The sequence below is a fragment of the Mycobacterium sp. E3339 genome (assembly GCF_001666915.1).
GTDB lineage: Bacteria > Actinomycetota > Actinomycetes > Mycobacteriales > Mycobacteriaceae > Mycobacterium.
On record NZ_LZIZ01000193.1, the window covers coordinates 1 to 3,726 of the forward strand.

A 3,726-nucleotide genomic window follows, 5' to 3' on the forward strand; every position below is an offset into this window, starting at 1 on the left:
CCCAGCGAAAGCGTCGCGAAGGCCGCGGACCTCGCGGAAAACTTCGCCAGCCTGAGGCGTTATGCCTGATCAGCGCTGGCGGCTGAGTCGGGGATCGGCCCCGCCGATCGAGTCTCGCAGATCGCCAACGGACCCCGGGTCGTGGCGGTATCGTTTCTGGCGTCGAAAACTTCATGGGGAAGGGCGAAGTGAGCGAAGTTAACAAACCGTGCCAACTATGTGGATCGAATGGTCCGCACGAAATTGTTCCCGTTCGGGAGATGTATTTCGGGACCCGAGAAGTATTCGATTACTTCGTCTGCGCCGAGTGCGGCACATTGCAGATCGCGAAAGTGCTTGAGGGTGAAGAACTCATGCGCTTTTACCCCTCGGACTATTACTCCTACAAAGTCGCGCCGCAGCCCAAGCTGTTCCAATGGCTGACCGCGCAGGAGGACCGCCATGACCTGCACGCCGGCGGTCGCCTGGTCGGTACGCTCGTCTCGGCGCTGCCGCCCGGGCTGCGTAGCCTGATCGGAACGCACGACGCCAGCGGCGACGTCGTCAAAATGCTTGGCGAGCTAGGGGTTTCGCTCGACGCGCGGGTTCTGGACGTGGGGTGTGGTGGCGGCGCGCTGCTCGACCGGTTGGCCAGGGCCGGATTCACGAACCTGTCCGGCGCCGACCCGTTCATCGAGGCCGACGGCAAGACGGCCCTCGGGGTTCCCCTGGCGAAGCGGGACCTTGACGAGATGACCGGTGAGTTCGACGTCATCATGTTCAACCATTCGCTCGAACACGTCCCGGACCTGACCGCCACGTTGAAGGCGGCGCACGAGAGGCTGGCCCCCACGGGCTTGTGCCTGGTCCGGCTGCCGACCACCTCGTCCGAAGTCTGGGACACCTACCGGGCCAACTGGATGAACATCGATGCGCCCAAGCACATTTGCATACCGTCCCGCAAGGGTATGGCGGTGGCGGCCGACAGGGCCGGGCTGCGGGTCGAGAAGGCCATCGACGATCAGAGCTCGGGGTCGTTCATCGGAAGCGAGGCGAACCGCCGCGACATCGCGCTGACCGAAATGACCAGCCTTGGGGCCATGGTTCGGATGTTCGGGGTCAGGCAGCTCTTGAACTGGGAGAAGCGCGCGGTGGCGCTGAACCGCCAGGGCCGGGGTGACCAGACCGGGTTCGTCCTGCGGGTCAAGTAAGGAAGCGGCGATTCTGGCTAGCGGCGCGAACCTCGTTGCGGGATTCGTTGTGCCACTGAGGTTCACGCTTCGGCCATCGTGCCGTGCTGCCGACGCGGTGTCCGGCCGCTGATGGCAACGCGTGCTGTGAAAGGGGGCGGCCGCCGCCGCTCCGGCCAACCCGCCGCGTTCCGGGGTAGGCCAACGGATCCCGATGCTATCGTTTCCGCCGTGGCAAACAGGCTGTCGACCGGCGCTCGCATCCGGCTATGGATGGTGGGCAAGGAGTATGGGCTCGCGCGCAAGCTTTTTCCGAAGGCGTACGCCAGCGACGCGTTGTTCAGTTTCCACCGCCACGCGTTCATGGAGGATCCGGCGTTCCAGCGCGCCTACGAGCGCGGTGCGCGCGCCCTGGGCGGCCAGGACTGGTACCAGTGGCATTGGCGCGCGCACATCGGTTTGTGGGCGGCGACCAACGCCAGCCGGCTCGACGGTGATTTCGTGGAGTGCGGCGTCAGTTACGGGTTCTTGAGCAGCGCCATCATGGAGTATCTCGACTGGGATCGACTGGGCAAGACCTTTTATCTGCTCGACACTTTCGCCGGAATCGATCCGCGTTACGTCACCGCCGACGAACGCCGGGGCGGCGCGCTGGAGCGGAGCGAGCAGCAGCTTCGCAACGGCATGTACGTCAGCGGGGTCGAGGGTGTGCGGGCCAACTTCGCGCAATGGAAGAACCAACGCATCATCGTCGGGCCGGTCCCGGAGACGCTCGACCAGGTCGAGGCGCGCACGGTGGCCTTCCTGCACATCGACATGAACTGTGCCCCACCGGAGGTCGCGGCGCTGCGGTTCTTCTGGCCGCGGCTCTCGCCCGGCGCCTTCGTGCTGCTGGACGACTACGCCTACCACGGGCACGAAGAGCAGCGCCTGGCCATGGACGCCCTGGCGGGCGAATTGGGCGTGCCGATCTGCACTTTGCCCACCGGCCAGGGCCTGCTGATCAAACCTGCGCAGTGAGCCGGCGGCGCATCAGACGATATGGACCTTGGGCGAGTACAGGATCCAGCGCCCGCCCTTTTCGTGGAAGGCTTGTTCCTTCGCCATGATCTCGTCGGCGTGGTTCCACGCGAACAGCAGCGCGTAGTCCGGGTAGGGGTGGGAGAAGACTTCCGGCGGGCACACCGGGACCTTTGAGCCCGGTGTCAGCCGGCCCTGCTTCTCCGGGGTCGAATCGCACACCATCGGAAGCAGTTCCGAGTCGATGTGGCAATAGTTCATGACCGTGGCGCTGCGCGACGTGGCGCCGTACCCGACGACTCGCCGGCCGTCGGACCGCAGATCGCGCAGCAGGGTCACCAGGTCCGTGCGGATGCGGTTGATGTCCTCGGAGAATTGGACGAACGTCGCCTCCTCGGCGATCCCGTCGGCCTTTTCCTGGGCCAGGAATTCCGCCACGGCGGGGCTGGGCTGCCGGTTGCCCGCGCGGGCGACGGTGTAGCGGATGGAACCGCCGTGCAGGGGGAGGTGTTCGACGTCGACCAATTCCAGGCCGAAGCGCGCCGCCAACGCCTGCACCGAGCGGACGGAGAACAGGTAGAAGTGCTCGTCGTAGATCTGGTCGAAGTAGACGCACCGCAGGATGTCGGCAAGGTAGCGGTCCTCGAACACGAACAGCCCGTCCGGCGCCAGCAGCAGCTCCGCCCCGCGGAAGATCGAGTCCAGGTAAGAGATGTGACTGATCGTGTTCGCCGAAAAGATCAGGCTTGCCGGGCCTTCCTTTTCGCGGATGTCGGCCGCGGTCGACTCGTCGAAGAAATCCGTGCGGACCCGGGCGCCGTGCGCGCGGGCGACGTCGCCCGCCCCGGCGGCCGGGTCGACGCCCAGGTGCCGCACCCCGGCGTCGCTGAGGGTCTTCAGCATGACGCCGTCGTTGCTGCCGATTTCGACGACGAACCGGTTCTCATCGTCGGGGATTACGCTGATGATCCACCTGGCGACGTCCTCGAAATGCTTGCGAATCACCGCGGATCCCGACGCGCGGTACGGGTAGTCCGCGCGGAACATCTGGCTGGGCGGAACCTCGTCTAGTTGCTGCACCATCGTGCACGACGTGCAGAGGCCCACCACGAGCCGAAAAAACGGCACCTTGGCGGTCTCTTCGGGTTTCACGAAGGCATTCGAGACTGGCTGGCGTCCGAGGTCGAGTACCTCACGGAGATCACCGCCGCAGACGCGGCAACTACGCTGAGTCAATACTTCCCCCTCACACTGTCAGGCCCACCCGCATCCAGGAACCCCGGACCAGTACTTAGGTTCATGAGCCTAGCCCCCAAGTTATGCCGTTAGCACCCTTCTGAGGTTTCCAGGAAGCCATTCTGTCAACGTTTGCCGAATCTGTACCCTGTTTCGCCAGTTGAAACCCAATCGGTCGATAGGGGAAATAGACGGCGTGCGGCGTGCCTTAACGCGGCCGGCCGGCCATCGCTTCGAAGAGGTCGGCGGCCATGGCGGCGCTTTCGCTGGGCTTGGTCATCCGGGTGGCGATCTCGCGGGC

3 protein-coding genes are annotated in these 3,726 nt (G+C 65.1%); 2 read left to right on the forward strand and 1 reads right to left on the reverse strand.

The window, feature by feature from the left end; translation table 11 throughout:
* The first annotated feature begins 188 nt into the window (after positions 1-188).
* The gene (locus A5702_RS17675; protein ID WP_369808535.1) at positions 189-1,190 is read left to right on the forward strand and encodes a class I SAM-dependent methyltransferase; all 1,002 of its coding nucleotides are present in this window, start codon (positions 189-191) and stop codon (positions 1,188-1,190) included.
* A gap of 210 nt (positions 1,191-1,400) precedes the next feature.
* Positions 1,401-2,189, forward strand: coding sequence for a class I SAM-dependent methyltransferase (locus tag A5702_RS17680; protein ID WP_141224761.1), 789 nt, complete (start codon positions 1,401-1,403; stop codon positions 2,187-2,189).
* A gap of 12 nt (positions 2,190-2,201) precedes the next feature.
* Here A5702_RS17680 and A5702_RS17685 read toward each other — a convergent pair whose 3' ends face one another.
* On the reverse strand, positions 2,202-3,425 hold the full coding sequence (locus A5702_RS17685; RefSeq protein ID WP_068222270.1) for a class I SAM-dependent methyltransferase: 1,224 nt from the start codon (positions 3,423-3,425) through the stop codon (positions 2,202-2,204).
* Between the last annotated feature and the right edge of the window lie 301 nt (positions 3,426-3,726).